This is a genomic window from Streptomyces sp. NPDC005302 (assembly GCF_040607345.1).
Taxonomy (GTDB): Bacteria; Actinomycetota; Actinomycetes; order Streptomycetales; family Streptomycetaceae; genus Streptomyces.
The window spans coordinates 1-20,332 of record NZ_JBEXGN010000007.1 but is presented as its reverse complement, the minus strand read 5'-3'; the positions used below and the strand labels follow the sequence as shown (position 1 = coordinate 20,332).

14 protein-coding genes are annotated in these 20,332 nt (G+C 70.6%); 6 read left to right on the top strand and 8 right to left on the bottom strand.

The genetic code is table 11. The annotated features are described in order from the left end of the window. Position 1: 1 nt before the first annotated feature. Genes ABZT74_RS12540 through ABZT74_RS12530 form a run of 3 tightly spaced genes read left to right on the top strand, consistent with a single transcriptional unit; the run spans position 2 to position 4,667 of the window. Positions 2 to 409, top strand: coding sequence for a DUF742 domain-containing protein (locus ABZT74_RS12540; protein ID WP_355866407.1), 408 nt, complete (start codon positions 2 to 4; stop codon positions 407 to 409). A gap of 24 nt (positions 410 to 433) precedes the next feature. Continuing rightward, a complete protein-coding gene (locus tag ABZT74_RS12535) occupies positions 434 to 4,081 on the top strand; it encodes a hydantoinase B/oxoprolinase family protein (protein WP_356434490.1) in 3,648 nt (1,215 codons plus the stop codon). After that, positions 4,062 to 4,667 carry an ATP/GTP-binding protein gene (locus tag ABZT74_RS12530; protein WP_356173280.1) on the top strand — a complete coding sequence of 202 codons (606 nt, stop codon included), beginning with the start codon at positions 4,062 to 4,064 and terminating at the stop codon, positions 4,665 to 4,667. The genes ABZT74_RS12535 and ABZT74_RS12530 overlap by 20 nt, the downstream gene beginning before the upstream one ends. Before the next feature lie 155 nt (positions 4,668 to 4,822). Here ABZT74_RS12530 and glpK read toward each other — a convergent pair whose 3' ends face one another. The 5 genes from glpK to ABZT74_RS12505 all read right to left on the bottom strand — a co-directional run bounded on the left by glpK (position 4,823) and on the right by ABZT74_RS12505 (position 11,113). Next, a complete protein-coding gene (gene glpK, locus ABZT74_RS12525; RefSeq protein WP_355866416.1) occupies positions 4,823 to 6,343 on the bottom strand; it encodes a glycerol kinase GlpK in 1,521 nt (506 codons plus the stop codon). A gap of 41 nt (positions 6,344 to 6,384) precedes the next feature. Continuing rightward, positions 6,385 to 7,125: an MIP/aquaporin family protein gene (locus tag ABZT74_RS12520; RefSeq protein ID WP_356173282.1), complete on the bottom strand. Its 741-nt coding sequence runs from the start codon at positions 7,123 to 7,125 to the stop codon at positions 6,385 to 6,387. 528 nt (positions 7,126 to 7,653) lie between these two features. Further along, positions 7,654 to 9,297 carry a GGDEF domain-containing protein gene (locus ABZT74_RS12515; protein WP_356173285.1) on the bottom strand — a complete coding sequence of 548 codons (1,644 nt, stop codon included), beginning with the start codon at positions 9,295 to 9,297 and terminating at the stop codon, positions 7,654 to 7,656. Between the two features lie 171 nt (positions 9,298 to 9,468). After that, positions 9,469 to 10,659 (bottom strand): lipid-transfer protein, encoded by a 1,191-nt coding sequence (locus tag ABZT74_RS12510; RefSeq protein ID WP_356173288.1) that lies wholly within the window; start codon positions 10,657 to 10,659, stop codon positions 9,469 to 9,471. Positions 10,660 to 10,687: 28 nt separating this feature from the next. Beyond that, positions 10,688 to 11,113, bottom strand: a complete 426-nt coding sequence (locus ABZT74_RS12505; RefSeq protein WP_356173314.1) for a zinc ribbon domain-containing protein — start codon at positions 11,111 to 11,113, stop codon at positions 10,688 to 10,690. A gap of 226 nt (positions 11,114 to 11,339) precedes the next feature. Here ABZT74_RS12505 and ABZT74_RS12500 point away from each other — a divergent pair, with 226 nt between their 5' ends. Continuing rightward, positions 11,340 to 11,876: an NUDIX domain-containing protein gene (locus ABZT74_RS12500; RefSeq protein ID WP_355866428.1), complete on the top strand. Its 537-nt coding sequence runs from the start codon at positions 11,340 to 11,342 to the stop codon at positions 11,874 to 11,876. A 3-nt stretch (positions 11,877 to 11,879) separates the two neighbouring features. Here ABZT74_RS12500 and ABZT74_RS12495 read toward each other — a convergent pair whose 3' ends face one another. Further along, positions 11,880 to 14,249, bottom strand: coding sequence for a TIM-barrel domain-containing protein (locus ABZT74_RS12495; protein WP_356434487.1), 2,370 nt, complete (start codon positions 14,247 to 14,249; stop codon positions 11,880 to 11,882). Positions 14,250 to 14,461: 212 nt separating this feature from the next. Here ABZT74_RS12495 and ABZT74_RS12490 point away from each other — a divergent pair, with 212 nt between their 5' ends. Together ABZT74_RS12490 and ABZT74_RS12485 are read left to right on the top strand one after the other, a co-directional pair. After that, on the top strand, positions 14,462 to 16,429 hold the full coding sequence (locus tag ABZT74_RS12490) for an acetoacetate--CoA ligase (RefSeq protein ID WP_356434484.1): 1,968 nt from the start codon (positions 14,462 to 14,464) through the stop codon (positions 16,427 to 16,429). 266 nt (positions 16,430 to 16,695) lie between these two features. Next, positions 16,696 to 17,589, top strand: coding sequence for a hypothetical protein (locus ABZT74_RS12485; protein ID WP_356173296.1), 894 nt, complete (start codon positions 16,696 to 16,698; stop codon positions 17,587 to 17,589). A 92-nt stretch (positions 17,590 to 17,681) separates the two neighbouring features. On the opposite strand, the gene ptsP is transcribed toward ABZT74_RS12485, so the two are convergent. Further along, entirely contained in the window at positions 17,682 to 19,352 is a 1,671-nt protein-coding gene (gene ptsP, locus ABZT74_RS12480; protein WP_356434481.1) for a phosphoenolpyruvate--protein phosphotransferase, read from the bottom strand. 77 nt (positions 19,353 to 19,429) lie between these two features. Next, positions 19,430 to 19,879 carry a PTS glucose transporter subunit IIA gene (locus ABZT74_RS12475; RefSeq protein WP_356434478.1) on the bottom strand — a complete coding sequence of 150 codons (450 nt, stop codon included), beginning with the start codon at positions 19,877 to 19,879 and terminating at the stop codon, positions 19,430 to 19,432. Between the last annotated feature and the right edge of the window lie 453 nt (positions 19,880 to 20,332).

The following is a 20,332-nucleotide window of genomic DNA, read 5'->3' as shown; positions in this document are numbered from 1 at the left end:
CATGAGCGGAGACGGTCAGGGAAACGGCCAGGACGCACGCCACTGGTTCGACGACGACGCCGGACCGGTGGTCCGTCCGTACGCCATGACACGCGGCCGCACCACCAGTGCGGGCCAGCACCGCCTCGACCTGATCGCCGTGGTGGTCACGGAACAGCACGCCGACGACCCCGAGGCGGACCACTCGCTGTCCCCGGAACACGTGGACATCGTCGAACTCTGCCGCGACGCGCCCCAGTCCGTCGCCGAACTGGCCGCCGAGCTCGATCTGCCGATCGGCGTGGTGAGGGTGCTCATCGGGGACCTCGTCGCCGACGAAATGGTGCATGTGACACGTCCCGTACCCCCTGCCGAGCTGCCCGACGAGAGTATTCTGCGCGACGTGATCAGCGGCCTCCGGGCGCTCTGAGCTGGGCGGAAGCGGGGAACAGACGTGACAGGTTGGCAGTTCTGGGTCGACCGTGGAGGCACCTTCACCGACATCGTCGCGCGGCGCCCCGACGGTCGACTGCTCACGCACAAACTCCTGTCGGACCATCCCGCCCGGTACGCCGACGCCGCCGTGGCGGGAGTCCGCGAATTCCTCGGCGCCGACGGTGACGCGGAGGGAGCGGGCGCCTCGGTCGACGCCGTCCGCATGGGCACCACCGTCGCCACCAACGCCCTGCTCGAACGCAAGGGCGAGCGCACGCTCCTCGTCACGACCAAGGGATTCCGCGACGCCCTGCGCATCGCCTGCCAGAATCGCCCCCGCATCTTCGCGCGGGCCATCGAGCTTCCCGAACTCCTCCACGAGCGCGTGGTCGAGGTCGACGAGCGGATCGCCGCCGACGGCACCGTCCTGCGCACCCCCGACCTGGACGCACTCGCCGGTCCACTCCAAGAGGCCTACGACGACGGGATCCGCGCCGTCGCCGTCGTCTGCATGCACAGCCATCTGCACCCGGCCCACGAAGAGGCCGTGGGAGCGCTGGCGGCCACGATCGGCTTCCCGCAGATCTCGCTCTCCAGCGAGGTCAGCCCCCTGATGAAGCTGGTGCCGCGCGGTGACACGGCGGTCGTCGACGCCTACCTCTCGCCCGTGCTGCGTCGCTACGTCCAGCAGGTCGCCGACGAACTGCGCGACGTGCGGCTGATGTTCATGCAGTCCAACGGCGGCCTCACCGAGGCCCGCCAGTTCCGCGGCAAGGACGCCATCCTGTCCGGGCCCGCCGGCGGAATCGTCGGCATGGCACGGATGTCGCAGCTCGCCGGTTTCGACCGTGTGATCGGATTCGACATGGGCGGCACCTCCACGGACGTCTCCCACTTCGCCGGTGAGTACGAGCGGGTCTTCACCACCCTGATCGCCGGGGTCCGGCTGCGCGCCCCCATGCTCGACATCCATACGGTGGCGGCCGGCGGGGGCTCCGTGCTCCACTTCGACGGCTCCCGCTACCGCGTGGGTCCGGACTCGGCGGGCGCCGACCCGGGACCCGCCTGCTACCGGAACGGCGGCCCGCTGACCGTCACCGACGCCAACGTCGCACTCGGCCGCATCCAACCCGGCCATTTCCCCGGCGTGTTCGGCCCCGAGGGGGACCAGCCCCTGGACGACGCCGTCGTCCGCGACCGCTTCACCACGCTCGCACGGGAGATCCGCGAGGCGACCGGAGACGAACGCACCCCGGAGCAGGTGGCCGAGGGCTTCCTGCAGATCGCCGTCGCCAACATCGCCAACGCCGTCAAGCGGATCTCCGTACAGAAGGGCCACGACGTCACCCGCTACACACTGACCACCTTCGGCGGCGCCGGTGGCCAGCACGCGTGCCGGGTGGCCGACTCCCTCGGCATCCGCACCGTCCTCGTCCCGCCGATGGCCGGCGTCCTCTCCGCACTCGGCATCGGACTCGCCGACACGACCGCCATGCGGGAACAGTCCGTCGAGGCACCCCTGGAAGCGGCCTCCATGCCCGGAGTCCTCAAGACGGCCGACGATCTGGAGAGCGCCGCCCGCACCGAGCTCCTCGACGAGGACATCCCCGAGGACCGCATCCGGATCACCCGCAGGGCGCAGCTCCGCTACGACGGCACCGATACGGCACTGACCGTCGAGCTCACCGAGCCCGACACCATGACCCGCGCCTTCGAGGAACGTCATCGCGCCACCTATTCCTTCACCCTCGACCGTCCGGTCGTCGTCGAAGCCCTCTCCGTGGAAGCCACCGGTCTCACCGAAGCTCCCGATCTCTCCGCCCTCGCTCTCCACGAGGGCGCGCTCGCGTCCGGCTCGGCCGGACCGGGCACCGTCAGCCTTCACGCGGACGGTGCCTGGCGTGACGTGCCGCTGCACCGCCGCGAGCACCTTCCGCCCGGCGAGGGCGTGACCGGACCCGCGATCATCACCGAAGCCGGCGCGACAACCGTCGTCGACGACGGCTGGCGGGCCGTGACGACCGACGACGGGCATCTGATCATGGAACGCGCGGCGGTCACGGAGAGTTCCGACGTGGGCACGGAAGCGGACCCCGTCCTCCTCGAGGTCTTCAACAACCTCTTCATGTCCATCGCGGAGCAGATGGGCGCCCGGCTGGAGTCGACCGCCCAGTCCGTCAACATCAAGGAGCGCCTGGACTTCTCCTGCGCCCTCTTCGACCCCGACGGCAACCTGGTCGCCAACGCCCCCCACATCCCCGTCCACCTGGGCTCGATGGGGACGAGCGTGCAGGAGGTCGTCCGGCGGCGCGGCGACAGCATGCGCCCCGGCGACACCTACGCCGTGAACGACCCGTACCACGGCGGCACCCATCTCCCCGACGTCACCGTGATCACCCCGGTGTTCGACACGCAGGGTGACCGCATCCTCTTCTACGTCGCCTCGCGCGGCCACCACGCCGAGATCGGGGGCATCGCCCCCGGCTCCATGCCCGCGGACAGCCGCACCATCGACGAGGAGGGGATCCTCTTCGACAACTGGCTCCTCGCCGAGAACGGCCGCTTCCGGGAGGCCGAGACCCTGGCCCGGCTCACCGCTCCGCCGCACCCCTCGCGCAACCCGGGCACGAACCTCGCCGACCTGCGGGCCCAGATCGCCGCCAACCGTAAGGGCGTCGACGAGGTCGGCCGCATGATCGAGGACTTCGGACTGGACGTCGTGCAGGCGTACATGAAACACGTCCAGGACAACGCCGAGGAAGCGGTACGCCGCGTCATCGACACCCTCCAGGACGGCGAGTTCGCCTACGAGACCGACTCCGGAGCGGTCATCCACGTCCGCGTCTCCGTGGACCGCGAGGAGCGGGCCGCCACCGTCGATTTCACCGGAACCTCCGCACAGCTAAACACCAACTTCAACGCGCCCTCCGCCGTGGTCAACGCGGCCGTCCTGTACGTCTTCCGGACCCTGGTTGACGACGACATCCCGCTCAACGAAGGATGCCTGCGCCCGCTGCGCATCGTGGTGCCTTCCGGCTCGATGCTCGCCCCCGAGCCGCCGGCCGCCGTCGTCGCCGGCAACGTCGAGACGTCCCAGGCGATCACCGGCGCCCTGTACGCGGCCCTGGGCGTGCAGGCCGAGGGATCCGGCACGATGAACAACGTCACCTTCGGCAACGAGCGGCACCAGTACTACGAGACCGTGGCCTCCGGATCGGGCGCGGGGAACGGCTTCCCCGGAGCCCCCGCCGTGCAGACCCACATGACCAACTCACGGCTCACCGACCCCGAGGTCCTGGAGTGGCGGCTTCCCGTCCGGCTCGACGAGTTCGCCCTCAGGCGCGGCAGCGGCGGAGCCGGACAGTGGCAGGGCGGCGACGGCGCCGTTCGCCGCATCCGCTTCCGCGAGGCGATGACCGTCTCGACGCTCTCCCAGCACCGCAGGGTTCCGCCCTACGGCATGGCCGGCGGGGAGCCGGGCGCCCTCGGCACCAACCGGGTGGAGCACGCCGACGGCACCGTCACCGACCTCGGCGGAAGCGGATCGGCGCACGTCGGCCCGGACGACGTGCTCGTCATCGAAACCCCCGGCGGCGGAGGCTACGGGCCACCGCCGCACGACCACCACCAAGCAGGAGAAGAGAACGATGATCTTCGGGCGCACTGAGCGCGGCAAGCCCCCGGTCGAGCCCGTCACGCTCAAGATCCTGGTGGCCGGCGGCTTCGGCGTCGGCAAGACGACCCTCGTCGGCGCGGTCAGCGAGATCAAGCCGTTGCGCACGGAGGAACTCCTCACCGAGGCGGGCCGGCCCGTCGACGACATCAGGGGCGTGGAGGGCAAGAACACCACGACCGTGGCCATGGACTTCGGCCGCATCACCCTCCGCGAGGACCTGGTCCTCTATCTGTTCGGAACCCCGGGCCAGGACCGCTTCTGGTTCCTCTGGGACGAACTCGCCACCGGGGCCCTGGGAGCCGTCGTCCTGGCGGACACCCGCCGTCTGGAGGACTGCTTCGCCGCCGTCGACTACTTCGAGCGGCGCTCCATACCCTTCGTGGTGGGGGTCAACTGCTTCGACGAAGCGGCCCGTTACCCCACTGACGCCGTCCGGCAGGCCCTCGACCTCGACCCCGGCGTCCCCGTCGTCCTGTGCGACGCGAGGGACCGGGAGACCGTCAAGGAGGTCCTCATCCGCGTCGTCCAGCACGCGATGGCCCGCGCCGCCGACCGCCGCGAGGCCCTGACCACCTGACACACGCACGGCGACGTCACTCCGCACAGATGCGGCCCGTACCCCCGCCGACAGGGGTACGGGCCGCAGTCGTGCACGCGCGCGTGGCTCACCGAGCGGCACGCACGCGTGGAGCCCTGTTTCGCGCCCGACCTCCGGAGCCGGATACGTCGTGCTCAGTCGATCGCGTCGTCGTGCCAGCCGAAGCTCTTCTCCACCGCCTTGCGCCAGTTCTGGTACTCCCGGTCACGCACCGACGCCTCCATGGAGGGGGTCCACTCGACGTCCTTCCGCCAGTGCGACTTCAGCTCGTCGAGGTCGCCCCACACACCGGTGGCGAGGCCGGCCGCGTACGCGGCTCCCAGACAGGTCGTCTCGGAGACCCGCGGGCGGATCACCGGCACCCCGAGAACATCGGCCTGATGCTGCATCAGCAGATTGTTCTTCGTCATGCCTCCGTCCACCTTCAGGGTGGTGATCTGCACACCGGAGTCCTGGTACATGGCGTCCACGACCTCGCGCGTCTGCCAGCTGGTGGCCTCCAGAACCGCGCGCGCGAGGTGGGCCTTCGTGACGTACCGCGTGAGCCCGGTGACCACACCCCGCGCGTCCGAGCGCCAGTAGGGCGCGAACAGGCCCGAGAAGGCCGGCACGATGTACGCGCCGCCGTTGTCCTCGACACTCGCCGCCAAAGTCTCGATCTCGTCAGCGTTGCGGATGATGCCGAGCTGATCGCGGAACCACTGGACCAGTGCGCCCGTGATCGCGATCGACCCTTCCAGGCAGTAGACCGGTGCCTCGGACCCGATCTTGTACCCCATGGTCGTCAGCAGCCCGTTCTTCGAGGGAACGGGCCGGTTGCCGGTGTTGAGCAGCAGGAAGCTGCCCGTGCCGTAGGTGTTCTTGGCGGTACCGACGTCATAGCAGGCCTGACCGAAGATCGCGGCCTGCTGGTCGCCGAGTGCCGACGCCACGGGGACACCGGAGAGCTGGCCCACGGCGGTCCCGTACACCTCGGCGGAGGACCTGATCTCCGGAAGCACCGCTTCGGGGATGTTCATCGCGGAGAGGATCGACGGATCCCACTGGAGGGTCTCCAGGTTCATCAGCATGGTCCGGCCCGCGTTGGTCACGTCGGTGACGTGCTGCCCGCCGTCCGTGCCACCCGTCAGGTTCCAGATGAGCCACGAGTCGATCGTGCCGAAGGCGATCTCTCCGCGCTCGGCCCGCGTGCGCAGGCCCGGGACGTTGTCCAGCAGCCAGGCCGCCTTGGGGCCGGAGAAGTAGCTGGCCAGCGGCAGCCCGGTCTGCTCGCGGAAGCGGTCCTGGCCGTCCGTGCCGCCCAGTTCCGTGCAGAGCGCCGACGTACGCGTGTCCTGCCAGACGATCGCGTTGTGGACGGGCTTTCCGGTGGCGCGGTCCCACAGGACGGTCGTCTCGCGCTGGTTGGTGATCCCGAGAGCGCTCAACTGGTCGGCGCGCAGACCCGCCTTGGCGATCGCGCCCGCCACCACCGCCTGGACCTTGGACCAGATCTCGGTGGCGTCGTGCTCCACCCAGCCCGGCTTCGGGAAGATCTGGCGGTGTTCGCGCTGGTCGACGGCGACGATCGCGCCGCCCCGGTCGAAGATGATGCAGCGGCTCGACGTGGTGCCCTGGTCGATCGCGGCGACGTATTTCTCGGCGTTGTCCGTCATGGCGTCCCCTTACGTGTGCTTCGTCAGGAGCTGCGTGCGGGTCAGAAGGCCGCGTTGTAGATCACGGCACCGATGGCGGCACCCGCTATCGGGCCCACGACCGGAATCCAGGAGTAACTCCACTCCGATGTGCCCTTGTTGGGTATCGGCAGCAGAGCGTGCGTGAGGCGCGGCCCCAGGTCGCGGGCCGGGTTGATGGCGTATCCGGTGGGCCCGCCGAGCGAGAGGCCGATACCCACGACGAGGAACGAGATGAGCAGGACGGGCAGACCCGCGTCACCGATGCCCGCGACGTGCTTGCCTCCGCCGGCCAGCGCGAGGATGGGCAGCATCAGCGCGGCGGTGCCGATGATCTCGGTGATCAGGTTCTGCACCGGGTTGTTGATCTCGGGGCGCGTCGAGAAGATCCCCAGCGTCTCGATGGCCGTGTCCTCCTCGGCGTTCAGGTTGAACTGTCCGAGGTAGAGAAGCCAGCACAGGATCGCCCCGATGATCGCTCCGGCGAACTGCCCGAGGATGTAGAAGGGCACGTCCTCCCACTTCGTGGAACCCTCGATCGCGAATCCGATCGTGACCGCAGGGTTGATCTGGCCGCCGGACAGCGGTGCTGCGGTGTACGCCCCGGCGAGGACGCCGAAGCCCCATCCGAAGGCGATGACGATCCAGCCCGCCCCCTGGGCCTTGGACTTGTTGAGGGTGACAGCGGCGCACACACCCGCGCCGAACAGAATCAGAATGGCGGTGCCGATCAACTCGCCGACAAAGATGTCCCCGTTGGTCATGGCGGCTCCTAGGCCCTCGCCCGGGGCGAACCGCTCCGGGCCACCGATCAGGGTGCGTTTCCCATGGCTACTTCAGCCGAAGGCAGGGAGGTCCCGAGCCCCGCCCGGCGTCCGTGACGAGCGTGCCGTCGTGGCGGAATCGCCCGTGGGGGACGGCCCTGGGTACAGGTCGGAGACTCGAGCGAGGCGGTTCCCGAAGACGCTCGAATGCGGCGATGCCGACTCACACCCGGAAGTGTTCACCGGTGCCCAGGGGGCGTCAAGGTCGTGGACGGCACCGGTTCCCCGGGCGCAAAGGGGACGTGGCGTCGGACCGGCGGCGAAGCAATCGCCAAGACGGTGCTGCCCCCCTGCCGTCGAACGGCGCCTTGTCCACGCTCCGTCCACCGACCTGCGCGCCGAACACAGCCGAGTTCGCGCGCCCGTGGATCGACCAACGATATGACACGGCCACGCGCGCGTGGACCATCGGTCAGCCGGTCAGCCGGTCAGCCGGTCAGCCGGTCAGCCGGTCAGCCGGTCAGCCGGTCAGCCGGTCAGGGTCTGCCCGTACGGTTCCCTCGGCGTCGCTCCCGTGCCACGGCGGACCTGATGGCCCGGGCGCCCGGCCCGCCCCACGACCCAGCTCGCCCCGCTCAGCGCCTTCGCGGCCTCCTTGAGGGGCGCCAGACAGGCGGCGGCCTGCCGGTGGTCGCTCACGCTGCCGGGGACGCACAGCACTGTCGCCAGCGACAGGGTGACGACACGGCCGCCGGCCGACCAGGGTGTGTCGAGCACCGAGTTCGCCAGTGGGTCGAGCCTGTCCGGATCGGTGAGGACCAGGAAGTCGTCGCCACCGATGTGTCCGACGCGTGTGGCCTCGGACGCCACGACCTGCAGCGCCCGCCCCACCGCCCGGATCAGCTCGTCGCCCGCCGCGAAGCCGGCACCGTCGTTGACCTGCTTGAAGTGATCGATGTCCAGCCAGCTCAGCGCGAACATCCGGCCGGCCGCTATCCGACGGTCCACCTCACCGGTGATCGCGTCCGAACCGGGCAGCCTGGTCAGCGGGTTGAGCCCCGCCGCCTCCTCGACCCGGCTCTCGGACAGCGCGCGTACGAGGTCCGCGAGGCGTACGACACCCACGCACCGCCCGTACCGGTCGACGACCGCGACATCGTCGGACGTACGGTCCCGGTCTCCGTCCGCGACGACGTCGAGCACCTCCCAGGCCGTGGCGTCCACGCCGACCGTACGCGGGGGATCACCGAGCCGAGCGGCCGGCCGGTCGGCGTACAGCGCGTGCCCGTAGCGCCCGGACATCGACAGAAGGAACCGTGACCGGTGCACCGACCGGAGCGGAATCCCGGACGGGTCCACCAGCAGTACCCCGGACACCTCGGGCGACCCGGTGAGCAGCGCCCGTACCTGACTCGCGGATGCGGTGGCGGGGAGCAGCGCGGCCGGCCGGACGAACTGCTGTACGGACGGCCCGGTCCGTGGTGCCGCGCCGGCACCCTGGGAAAGCTCCGGAACGTATACGTCCGCCGACGGTAGCCGGGAGGGCGGTGCGAACAGCTCGCCCTGCGCGAGCTGCGCGCCCGCCGACACCGCGGCGGCGCACTGGAGTTCCGTCTCCACGCCCTCGACGGACAGGAGGGCGCCCAGTTGCTCGCAGAGGGTCCGCATCGCGCGCACCGCGGCGGGCCGCGACAGCAGGGACACGTCGAGCTTCATCAGTTCCGGCGCCAGGTCCGTCAGCAGCCGCAGCGGTACGTCACCGTCGCCGACACCGTCCGCGCAGATACGGAAGCCCTCGGCGCGCACCGCGGCCACCGCGTCCAACAGAGCGCGCTGCGGCACGTGCGTGTACGGCGGGCCGACGTCGACCGTGACCTCCCAGGGGAGTCGTCCGGCCGTGCGCACCTCGTGCAGCAGCGCCGAGAGCCGTCCGAGATCCGCCAGGGTCCCGGCGAACACGTTGACGTGCAGGGGGAGCAGAGTCTCTCTGCGCGCCGCGGCCCGGATCGCCAACGCGGCCAGCCGTCCGTCGAGTTCGGGATCGCGACGGGCCTGCGCCAGGATGTCGCCGGACTCCGGGCGGGCGAGGATCTCCAGCGCCGCTACCCCTCCGGTCGTCAGGTTGACGACCGGCTGGAAGGCGAAGCGGACAGTGTCCGTCCAGGAGGGCACAGCAGCATGATGGCGCCGCCGGCGCTCGCCGGTGGGCGATTCATGAGGTGTTCACGCAGGATTCCGGGCTCGTCACAGTGCGTACGCGAGGCGCCCCGAACACCCGTCGGCAGGCGTCAGGGCGCCGCGGTCCGGGCTCTTGCCGGCGAGTCCCGTACACGAGTGCCGGGCCTATCGGATCGCCACCACCGACGAGCCGTGGCCGAACAGCCCCTGGTTCGCGGTGATCCCGACCCGCGCCCCGGCGACCTGCCGGTCACCCGCGCTGCCGCGCAACTGCCATGTCAGTTCACACACCTGAGCGATGGCCTGAGCCGGAACGGCCTCACCGAAGGAGGCGAGGCCGCCGCTCACGTTCACGGGTATGCGTCCGCCGAGTGCCGTGGCGCCTTCCCTCAGCAGCTTGGCTCCCTCGCCCTCGGCGCAGAGCCCGAGGTCCTCGTACCACTGCAACTCCAGGGCGGTCGACAGGTCGTAGACCTCGGCGAGGGAGAGATCCTCGGGGCCGATGCCCGCTTCCTCGTAGGCCGCGCGCGCGATCGACGCGCGGAAGGTGTCGGCCGGGGGCTCCACGGCGGCGGCGGAGTCCGTGGCGATGTCCGGCAGATCCAGGACGGTGTTGGGATAGCGGGGCGTGACGGTGGACACCGCGCGGATACGCACCGGCGTCGACGCGCCGTGCAGGCGTGCGAACTCCATGCTGGACAGCACCACGGCCGCACCGCCGTCCGAGGTCGCGCAGATGTCGAGGAGCCGCAGCGGATCGGCCACCACGGCGGACCCGGCTACCTCCTCGGCGGTGACGCGTTTGCGGTAGCGCGCGTTGGGGTTCAGAGCCCCCACAGCCGCGTTCTTCACCTTGACCTGGGCGAAGTCGTCCAGCGTGTCGCCGTGCAGGAACATCCGGCGCCTCGCGTACAGCCCGAAGTACGTCGGGTTGGTCGCTCCGAGGGCACGGAACCGCAGCCAGTCCGGATCATCGGGCCGGTCCCCGCCCGCGGGGCGGAAGAACCCCTTGGGCGCAGCGTCCGCACCCACCACCAGCACCACGTCCGCCAGACCCGCGAGGATCTGGGCCCGTGCCGTGCCGAGAGCCTGGGCGCCGGACGCGCACGCCGCGTACACGCTCGCCACACGGGCTCCCTGCCATCCCAGAGCCTTCGCGAACGTCGCGCCCGCCACATACCCCGGATAGCCGCCGCGGACGGTGTCGGCACCCACGATCGAGCCGACGTCACGCCAGTCGATCGCCGCGTCCGCCAACGCCGCCCGCGCCGCCGCGACCCCGTACTCGACGAACCCGCGGCCCCATTTGCCCCACGGGTGCATTCCGACGCCCAGCACCGCCACCTCGTCCGTCACGCCGCCACCCCCGATCGCCCCGAGTTCCTCACAGCGTCGCCCCCGTCGGCCGCCAGTGCCACGTCGTCCAGGTCGTCTCCGCGTCCTCGTTCAGAACGCCGGGAACGACCTCCACCTCCATGCCCACCGTCAGGTCGGCGACGCTGATCCAGGGAGCCGCCTGACCGAGGACCACGAGGCGCTCGGATTCCAGCTCCACAGCGATCAACGCGTAGGGGGTCCACGGGAGTTCCGGGTCGGTCACATAGGGTGACGGGGGCCGGTATCGGCTGTCGGTGTACGACCAGACGCGGCCACGGGGAGACAGGGGCACCTCGGCGAGCTCGCCGCCCGGGCAGCCCGGGTTGCGGCAGAAAGCGTCCTCGCGGGGGAAGAACACCGAGGTGCACGCCGAGCAGCGTGTGCCCAGGAGGCGGAAGTCGCTCCCCTCGCCGGTGAACCACCCGGCGACCACGGGTGTGCGTGTGCGCGTCAAAGTTCCTCCCCGACATCGAATCTGACGGAACGTCAGAAGTGTGGCACGGGCGGCGGGAATTGGGCAGGGCGCCGGGTGAACCATGGGGGCGCCTCGGGCGTCGGAGTACCTGTGGGGGCGGCCGGGGCCCACGGGGGTGGATCCGGCCGCCCCTACCCGGACCACTCCGCAGACGTGTGTTCGGTGATCCGCTACAGTCCGCGTCGTGTCCGAGACCCCGCACCCGCCCGCCGATTTCGCGCCCGGCTCGCACTGTTCGAGCTGTGGTGCCCCCTACGGAGACGGCGTCTCCGACTGGCCCCGCACCTGCCCCTCCTGCGGCACGGTGGCCTACCGCAATCCGCTGCCCGTCGCCGTTGCGCTGCAACCCGCCTACGACGACAAGGGCGCCGCACTGGTCGTCATCACCCGGACCATCACTCCCGCGCGCGGCGGCATCGCCCTGCCCGGAGGGTTCATCGACCACCGAGAGGACTGGCGGCACGCCGTCGTGCGCGAACTCAAGGAGGAGACGGGCATCGACGCCGCGGCCAGAGACGTCCGGCTCGCCGACGCCATGAGCTCACCGGCAGGCCATCTACTGCTCTTCGGGCTCCTCCCCGAACGCCCCGCCGCCGAACTGCCGCCGTCCGCCGCCACGGACGAGACCGAGGGCTGGCACCTGCTGCGCCGACCGACCGAACTGGCCTTCCCCCTGCACACCTTGGCGGCCCGGGCCTGGTTCGAGGGACGGTACATCTGACGGTCAGCCCGCCCCGAGCCCTCGTATCCGCACCGGATACGAGGGCTCGCCGCCACCCCCCGTGCCGTCGGCCGCGCGCACCACCACCTCGCCTCCGTCCCAGCGGGTCACGAAGCGCTCGATCTCCGGCTCCTCCCACCCGTCTCCCCCGTCCGGCACGAGGAGCCCGCTGCCGCCACGCCCGCGTGCGGGAGCCCACGCCTCCAGCTCCAGGCCACCGTCGGCACCCCGCACGGGCACGACGGAGCCGGCTCGCGCCAGCACCGGAATCCGTGACAGGGGAGCGTCGATCAATACCTGCCCAGGCCCCTCGTACGCCTCCCCGGTCACCGTGTCGTACCAGCGCCCACGCGGCAGCTGCACCGCCCGCCGGTCCGCCCCAGGGTCCAGGACCGGGGCCACCAGGAGGCAGTCGCCGAGCAGGAAGGCGTCCTCGCAGTCGCGCAGAGCCCGGTCCTCCGGCGCGTCCCACCAGAGCGGTCGGACGTACGGCGCTCCCGTGCGGCGTGCCAGGTGCGCCAGCGTCACGAAGTACGGGAGCAGGCGATGCCGCTCGACGAGCGCCACGCGCGCGTGCTCCAGCACCTCGTCACCGAACTCCCAGGGCTCCCTGCGCCCCGCGCGCAGACTCGCGTGCGTGCGGAACAGCGGGAGGTAGGCGCCGAGCTGGAACCACCGCAGGTAGAGCTCCGCCGACGGGCTGCCGTCGAATCCGCCCACGTCGGGCCCCGAGTAGGGCACCCCGCACAAGCCGAGCCCCATCACCAGGGACAGCGACGCCCGCAGCCCCGGCCAGCCGGTGGCCACGTCCCCGGACCAGGTCCCTCCGTAGCGCTGCATGCCGGCCCAGCCTGAGCGCGAGAACAGGAACGGCCTCTCCTGGGGGACGAGTTCACGAACCCCCTCGTAGCCCGCCCGGGCCATGCCCAGCGCGTACACGTTGTGCGCCTCACGGTGGTCACCGCCCCTCCCTTCGAGGGAGTGCCGCGCCGAACGCGGCAGCGTCGACTCCCCGAAGGCCGTGAACGAGGTCGGCTCGTTCATGTCGTGCCAGAAGCCGGCGAACCCCTGTTCCAGCCTCTCCTCGTAGAGCCCGCCCCACCACGCACGCGTGCCCGCGCGCGTGAAGTCCGGATAGACGGACTCGCCGGGCCACACGACCCCTTGCACGAGGTGCCCCGCCGCATCGCGGACGAAGGCGTCCTCCACGACACCACTGTCGAACACGGCGTCGCCCGCCTCGGCCTTCACCGCCGCGTCGATGATCGACACCAGCCGGATCCCGTCCCGGCGCAGTTCCTCGGCCAGCACGGGAAGCTTCGGGAACCGCTCGCGGTCGACGGTGAACACCCGGTGCGCGTCGTAGTGGTCGATGTCCAGGTGGACGGCGTCCAGCGGCAGACCGCGCTCCTGGTATCCCGTGACGATCCGGCGTACCTCCTGCTCGCTGCCGAAACCCCACCGCGCGTGATGGTGCCCCAGCGCCCACGCCGGCGGCAGCGCGGCGGCCCCGGTCAGTGAAGCCCAGGCGGTCAGCACACGCGCGGGGGAGCCCACCATCACCCAGCAGCGCAACGGACCGCCGTCCATCCGCAGCTCGCACGTACCGGCCCGGTCGTGCCCGGAGCCGGCGCCCTCCTCGCCCTCGCGCAGGGACACCGTTCCGTCCCAGGTGGTGTCATGGAACACCAGGTGCGTGGCCGCGTCCGCGACGACCATCTGCACGGGCATGGTGATGTACAGCGGATCGTCACCCGGCCCGAAGGCCCGCCCGGGGTCCGTGTTCCACAGCCGGTACCTGCCGTCGCGCAGCCGCGGTCCGCCGGCCCGCCCGCCCAGGCCGAAGAACCGGGCGTCGGCCGCCACTTCGGAGCGTTGCATCCAACGGGCCGCGCCACCGTCGACAGGTTCCCACCAGCGAGGTGGCAGGTCGCGCCGCAGGATCACCCCGCCAGGAGTACGCACCTCGACCGCACCGTGCCGCGAGACGACGACCGTGACGCGCTCGGCGACGACCCGCCACCCCCCGTCCTTGTCGGGCTCCAGGACAGCCCGCGGGTCAGGCTCGGGACAGGGGCCCGCGAGCGCGTACGACGGCTCGGGGGCGGCCCCGTCCCAGCCCCAGAACACGGCACCGCTCACCGCGACGGTGATCCGCAGCTCGGACCGGGTGAAACGGACCACTCCGCCGCCGGGCCCCGGCTCCACACCGAGTACCGGCCCGGGCACCCGGGCCCGCTCCGCGCCCCGCTGCGGCAGACCGGTGGCGTCGGCACGCCTCCTGCGCCACGCGGCCCGCACCGTGCGCAACCCCTGGGTGGCGCCCCCCGAGCCGACCGCTTTCACCGAACGCACCAGGTCACGACCGTCCATGCTGCTCACCCTGCCACTACCGGCGCCATGCGAGTGAGTCGTTCAACTGCCGTTCACCCGTGGCGACGCCACATCTTCACGTCGCCGACCATCTGTGGCGCGCCCTGGTGCAGAAGTCGATCACATGGCATCGTCCGTGTCAGCCGCGTGACGCGCACACCCCTGCCGTGCGCGACCGACGCCCACGAAGCGCACAGTCCGGGAGCCGCCCCATGACCACCGCGAACCCCTCACCACTCTGGCAGCCCACCGACGAGGTCGTGGCCCAGGCACAGGTCACGAAGTTCCAGGCCTGGGCGGCCGAGGAGCACGGCGCCCCGTCAGGCGGCGGCTACGCGGCCCTCCACCGCTGGTCGGTGGACGAGCTGGACACCTTCTGGAAAGCCGTCACGGAATGGTTCGACGTACGGTTCCCGACGCCCTGCACGCGCGTGCTCGGCGACCGGTCCATGCCCGGTGCGCAATGGTTCCCCGGAGCGACCGTCAACTACGCGGAGCACGCACTGCGCGCCGCCGAGACCCGTGCGGACGAACCAGCCCTCCTGTATGTGGACGAGACGCACGAGGCCGTCCCCGTGACATGGTCCGACCTGCGCCGACAGGTCGGCTCGCTGGCCGCTGAACTACGGGCCCTGGGCGTACGACCGGGAGACCGCGTCAGCGGCTACCTGCCGAACATCCCCCAGGCGGTCGTCGCCCTCCTCGCCACGGCCGCGGTGGGTGGCGTCTGGACGTCCTGCGCGCCCGACTTCGGGGCCCGCAGCGTCCTCGACCGGTTCCAGCAGATCGAGCCCGTCGTCCTGTTCACCGTCGACGGCTACCGCTACGGCGGCAAGGAACACGACCGCCGCGACGTGGTCGCCGAGCTGCGCCGGGAGTTGCCCACGCTGCGCGCCGTCGTCCACGTCCCCCTGCTGGGCACCGACGCTCCCGAGGGCGCCCTGGACTGGTCCTCCCTCACCTCCGCCGACGTGGAGCCCGTCTTCGAAGAGGTCCCCTTCGACCACCCCCTGTGGGTGCTCTACTCCTCCGGCACGACCGGCCTGCCCAAGGCCATCGTCCAGTCCCAGGGCGGCATCCTCGTCGAGCACCTCAAACAGCTCGGCCTGCACTGCGACCTCGGCCCCGACGACCGCTTCTTCTGGTACACGTCCACCGGCTGGATGATGTGGAACTTCCTCGTCTCGGGCCTGCTCACGGGGACCACGATCGTCCTGTACGACGGCAGCCCCGGGTACCCCGACACGGGCGCCCAGTGGCGTATCGCGGAACGCACCGGAGCGACCCTCTACGGCACGTCCGCCGCCTACGTCATGGCGTGCCGCAAGGCCGGCGTCCACCCTTCCCGCGACTTCGACCTCACACGCGTGCGGTGCGTCGCCACCACCGGCTCGCCCCTGCCGCCCGACGGGTTCCGCTGGCTGCACGACGAGGTTCGCGACTATCTCTGGATCGCCTCCGTCAGCGGCGGCACCGACGTCTGTTCCTGCTTCGCGGGAGCCGTCCCCACGCTCCCCGTGTACATCGGCGAACTCCAGGCCCCGGGCCTCGGCACCGACCTGCAGTCCTGGGACCCCAGCGGGAAGCCCCTCATCGACGAGGTCGGCGAACTCGTCGTCACCAACCCGATGCCCTCGATGCCGATCCGCTTCTGGAACGATCCCGACGGCAGCCGCTACCACGACAGCTACTTCGACACGTATCCCGGAGTGTGGCGACACGGCGACTGGATCACCGTCACATCACGGGGCTCGGTCGTCATCCACGGCCGCTCCGACTCCACGCTGAACCGACAGGGCGTCCGCATGGGTTCGGCCGACATCTACGAAGCCGTCGAGCGGCTCCCCGAGATCAGGGAATCTCTCGTCATCGGCGTCGAACAGCCCGACGGCGGCTACTGGATGCCCCTGTTCGTCCACCTCGCCCCGGGAGCCGTCCTCGACGAGGCACTCCTGGACCGCATCAAGCGGACCATCCGCGAACAGCTCTCTCCGCGCCACGTCCCCGACGAGGTCATCGAGGTACCCGGCGTACCCCACACCCTGACCGGCAAGCGCATCGAGGTACCGGTCAAACGTCTGCTCCAGGGCGCCTCCATGGAAAAGGCGGTCAACCTCGGCTCCGTGGACAACGTCGAACTCCTGCGCTTCTACGAGGAACTGGCCCGCGCACGCGGCTGATCAGCCCCCGCAGGCGGCCCCGGACTTCGTCGAGCACTGCGCCGAAGCCCGGGGCCGACCACGCCGCGTCGGCCTCCACCTCGGACCACGGGCCGTCACCGCACCCTTCGCCAGGGTTCGGCCCGAGTGGACGCTCTTGCGGACGAAGGCCCTCTGAACTGCAGTTTCCAGAACCGGGATCGTGCGCGAGCAACTCTCCCAGCCCGCGTTGTCAGTGCCGCCGATTACTTTGAGTGAGCATTGATCGACTGTGCACTGGGGGAGAAATGGCAGACATCCGGCACCAGACCCTGCGACGAGTCCTGCGCCGCGAGATCGCGGGCACCATCGGCCTGCTGACCGACGAAGAGGACTTCCGCACGATGCGGAGCTATCGCAGCTTCGCCTTCGACGACCACACCTCCTATCTCCAACAGGTGGAATCCCTGCTGCGGAGCCTCGCGGCACAGGGCAGCCACACCACGGTGGCGCTCTTCGACCCATTGGAGTACGCCGAGTACTGCGCGGAGAGCGGGCTGGAACCCGACACCCCGGCCAGCCGTACCCGCTTCACCGCGCACCTGGCCGCGACCGGCCCCACCGTCCCGTACGACGGACGGCCCCTGGCCGAACTCGTCCCGGAACTCGTCGACGAAGCCGTCCGCCAGGCCACCTGGGAGTACGCGACCACACTCCTCACCCGCATCGGCACCTGCGCGACCTGCGGCGAGGACATCGGCCGCGCCTCCTTCATCCGCGCCGCCCACCTGCTCACCCGCGTCGTCGACACCGCCGGCCCCGGCGGCCTCCATCTGGTCTGCAGCGTCTCGACCACACCCGACACACTCGTCGCGGTCCTCCGCGTGGACCAGCGCACCGACGACGCGATTCGCCTCGACGAATCCGAAGCCCTCGAATTCACCACCGTGCTCGCCCTCGGTATCGCCACCCGGAGCGCAGGCGGACTCGTCATGCGCACCACCACCCCCGACACCACCGACCTCGTCTACGGATGGCGCCTGCGCGGCGAGAACCTCGAACCCCTCACCGCCTCCGAAGTCTTCGACGCCTACTGCACCGACATCGAGTCCGGCGACCTGGTCTCCCCGGAATCGGGCGTCGACTACGGCACACCCCCCGACCTCGGCGACACCGGAAAGGGGACGCACCACACGCACTGAACGGGGAAGGGGCGCCCCATCCGCCGATGGAGCGCCCCTCATCCCGCTTCTTCCGCCGACCGAATACCGTCCGGTCGGCCGCGGCGCCGCGGCTACTCGCCGGACAGCACCGCCTGCGCGGCGCTGCGCGCCTCTTCCGCCGTGTCCGCGGCACGCGCGGCCGCGGCCGCGCGCTCGCACTGGGCCAGCGTGTACTTCGCCAGCGTCGACCGCACGTAGGGGATCGACGCGGCCCCCATCGACAAGGAGGTGACCCCCAGACCGGTCAGCACACAGGCGAGCAGCGGATCCGACGCCGCCTCACCGCAGACACCACAGCTCTTGCCCTCGGCCTTCGCCGCGTCCGCGGACAGCGCGACCAGGTCGAGCAGTGCCGGCTGCCAGGGATCCTGCAGACGGGACACGGCGCCCACCTGCCGGTCGGCGGCGAACGTGTACTGCGCGAGGTCATTGGTGCCGAGCGACAGGAACTCAACCTCCTGCAGGACCGAGCGAGCCCGCAGCGCGGCGGACGGAATCTCCACCATCGCGCCGAACTTCGCCCGGAGTCCGGCCGCCCGGCACGCTTCCGCGAACGCCTTGGCGTCCGTACGGTCCGCGACCATGGGGGCCATCACCTCGAGATAGACCGGAAGCCCCTCCGCAGCCTTCGCGAGGGCGGTGAGCTGCGTACGCAGCACATCGGGGTGGTCCAGCAGCGAACGAAGACCCCGCACACCAAGGGCGGGGTTCGGCTCGTCGGCCGGGGTCAGGAACTCCAGCGGCTTGTCCGCACCGGCGTCGAGCACGCGCACCACGACCCGGCCCTCCGGGAAGGCCTCGAGGACCTGCCGGTACGCCTCGACCTGCTTCTCCTCGGACGGCGCGTTCGTGCTGTCGTCGAGGAAGAGGAACTCGGTGCGGAACAGACCCACGCCCTCGGCGCCGGCCTCCAGCGCCGCCGGCAGGTCCGCGGGGCCGCCGATGTTGGCCAGCAGCGGCACCTTGTGCCCGTCCGAGGTGGCACCCGGACCGGTCGAAGCGGACAGCGCCGCCTTGCGCTCGGCCGCCGAGGACTCCAGTTGCGCCTTCTTCTCGGCGGTCGGCTCCACGAAGATCTCGCCGGTGCTGCCGTCGACGGCCACCACGGTGCCTTCGGCGAGCTCACCGGCCCCGGGAAGAGCGACGACGGCCGGCACACCCAGCGCCCGAGCGAGGATCGCGCTGTGACTGGTCGGCCCGCCCTCCTCGGTGACGAATCCGAGGACGAGAGTCGGGTCCAGCAGCGCCGTGTCGGCGGGCGCGAGGTCACGCGCGATGAGGACATAGGGCTCGTCGCTGTCCGGGACACCCGGCATCGGCACGCCGAGCAGGCGCGCGACGATGCGGTTCCGTACGTCATCGAGGTCCGCCACGCGTCCGGCGAGGTACTCGCCGGCTCCCGCGAGCAGCGCCCGGTAGGCGGCGAACGCGTCGTAGACCGCTCGCTCGGCCGTGCTGCCGACGGCGATGCGCCGTTCCACATCGGCCATCAGCTCGGGGTCCTGGGCCATCATGGCCTGGGCCTCGAGTACTGCCTGGGCTTCGCCCCCCGCCAGATTGCCGCGGGCAATCAGGTCGGCTGCCACAGCCTCCACGGCCTTGCGGGCACGCCCCTGTTCGCGCTCCGCGTCCTCCGCAGGGATCTGCTTGGCCGGCGGTTCGAGAACCGCCGTTCCCATGTGCCGAACCTCGCCGATCGCCACACCGTGGCTCACGCCGACGCCTCGCAGCGTTGTCTCCATCTCACCCGTCTCCAATAGTGCGGCGGGTCCCGCCGCCGCGATGGTTGTCGAACGTGCCGTCCAGGACAGCGCTGATGTCACTGCCAGCCGAAGAGCTCGTCGCCGGACTTCACATCGCCGTCCTCGCGGACGTCGGAGAGGGAATCCGCCGTGGCCTCGAGAGCCACGACCGGGCACACCGGGGACTTTCCGGCAGCCTCTACGGCGGCCGGGTTCCAGCGGACGACGGACTGGCCGCGCGTCACGGTGTCCCCTTTGTTGACGAGCAGCTCGAAGCCCTCGCCATTGAGCTGCACGGTGTCGATGCCCAGGTGGGTAAGGACTCCGTGGCCCTCGCCGTCGACGACGACGAAGGCGTGCGGGTGGAGAGAGACGATGACCCCGTCCACGGGGGCGACAGCCTCCGAGGGCTCACGCACGGGGTCGATCGCCGTGCCGGGGCCGACCATCGCCCCGGAGAACACGGGGTCCGGTACTGCTGCGAGTCCGATGGCGCGTCCTGCAAGAGGGGACGTCACGGTGGTCATGGGAAGCCTCCCAGGGGTGGAGATGTATATGGGCCGTCACTGCCTGTCCCGGACGGCGCACTGTTTCAGCAGGGTATGTCATATGAAGTGCCGGTTCCGCACGAGAGGTCCCGGTTGGCGGCCGTAGGGCACAGGCGAAACGATTTGCGCCCGCTCCCGGCCCCCGTGTACTGTCGTACCCCTGCTTGAGGCTGAGCGGCGTCACCAAGCGTCGTTGCCTGGCAGCACCCAACTTGTCAGATCCTATCTCGGGGTCCCGTTCCGCATGCTTGCGGGACGGTGGTCAGAGAGACAGGAAATCGCTGATAGAGTCGGACTCGCCGGAAAGGGAAACGCGAAAGCGAAAACCTGGAAAGCGCCGAGGAAATCGGATACGGAAACGGTCTGATAGAGTCGGAAACGCAAGACCGAAGGGAAGCGCCCGGAGGAAAGCCCGAGAGGGTAAGTACAAAG

Bases quoted from the DNA above. Each gene is read 5' to 3' on its own strand.
- ptsP (WP_356434481.1), bottom strand. From the start codon at position 19,352: ATGGAGACAACGCTGCGAGGCGTCGGCGTGAGCCACGGTGTGGCGATC.
- ABZT74_RS12485 (WP_356173296.1), top strand. From the start codon at position 16,696: ATGGCAGACATCCGGCACCAGACCCTGCGACGAGTCCTGCGCCGCGAG.
- ABZT74_RS12475 (WP_356434478.1), bottom strand. From the start codon at position 19,879: ATGACCACCGTGACGTCCCCTCTTGCAGGACGCGCCATCGGACTCGCA.
- ABZT74_RS12495 (WP_356434487.1), bottom strand. From the start codon at position 14,249: ATGGACGGTCGTGACCTGGTGCGTTCGGTGAAAGCGGTCGGCTCGGGG.
- ABZT74_RS12520 (WP_356173282.1), bottom strand. From the start codon at position 7,125: ATGACCAACGGGGACATCTTTGTCGGCGAGTTGATCGGCACCGCCATT.
- ABZT74_RS12490 (WP_356434484.1), top strand. From the start codon at position 14,462: ATGACCACCGCGAACCCCTCACCACTCTGGCAGCCCACCGACGAGGTC.
- ABZT74_RS12540 (WP_355866407.1), top strand. From the start codon at position 2: ATGAGCGGAGACGGTCAGGGAAACGGCCAGGACGCACGCCACTGGTTC.
- ABZT74_RS12530 (WP_356173280.1), top strand. From the start codon at position 4,062: ATGATCTTCGGGCGCACTGAGCGCGGCAAGCCCCCGGTCGAGCCCGTC.
- glpK (WP_355866416.1), bottom strand. From the start codon at position 6,343: ATGACGGACAACGCCGAGAAATACGTCGCCGCGATCGACCAGGGCACC.